The 212-nt window shown below is 42.5% G+C and carries 1 pseudogene; it reads left to right on the top strand.

Features of this window, described 5'->3' with window-relative positions:
* A pseudogene (locus V6252_RS13545) lies at positions 1–212 on the top strand (phosphate ABC transporter permease PstA); the annotation flags it as partial.

The raw sequence follows: 212 nt of genomic DNA, 5'->3' as shown, positions 1-212 counted from the left end.
TGCTCGAATCACTGGTGAGACAGCACCGTTACTATATACCGCACTTAACAATCAATACTTCAGTACAGATATGTGTCAGCCTATTTCTAACTTACCCAACACCATTTAACAGTTTGCGATGAGTCCTTATGACAACTGGCATACATTGGCTTGGGCGGCCGCACTACTTATCACCGCGTCTGTCCTAGTCTTGAATATTTTGACAAGATTTA

This window comes from Psychrobacter proteolyticus (assembly GCF_038155145.1).
Classification (GTDB): domain Bacteria; phylum Pseudomonadota; class Gammaproteobacteria; order Pseudomonadales; family Moraxellaceae; genus Psychrobacter; species Psychrobacter proteolyticus_B.
This window is presented reverse-complemented; position numbering and strand designations above follow the sequence as displayed.